Here is a 273-nt window from a genome sequence, read left to right as displayed (position 1 = left end):
AATCGCGGCGACGATCCGGCGGCACAGGGCGTCCCGACGCGCCTGCCGGGCGTCGTCCGGCCCACAATCGACCCGTGAGCCGAACGACCTACACGCGCTACGTCGCCCTCGGAGACTCGCTCACCGAGGGGCTGTGCGACAGTGCGCCCGGACAACCGGACGCCTTCCTCGGCTGGGCCGACCGGCTCGCCGGGATCCTCGACGGCGACGCCCGGCTCGCCGGCGAGTCCGTCGAGTTCGCCAACCTCGCGGTGCGCGGCCGCCGCATCGCGG

At 74.7% G+C, this 273-nt stretch carries 1 protein-coding gene; it reads left to right on the top strand.

From position 1 onward, the window contains the following. Window positions 1-74 precede the first annotated feature (74 nt). Window positions 75-273, top strand: a 199-nt coding sequence (locus SB773_RS31685) for a hypothetical protein (RefSeq protein WP_486304313.1), incomplete at its 3' end; no start/stop codon positions are given.

Source organism: Bacillus sp. SIMBA_074 (assembly GCF_046534555.1).
Classification (GTDB): Bacteria; Bacillota; Bacilli; order Bacillales; family Bacillaceae_G; genus Bacillus_A; species Bacillus_A mycoides.
The sequence above is the reverse complement of the archived record's forward strand: the minus strand, read 5'-3'. Positions and strand labels throughout refer to the sequence as shown.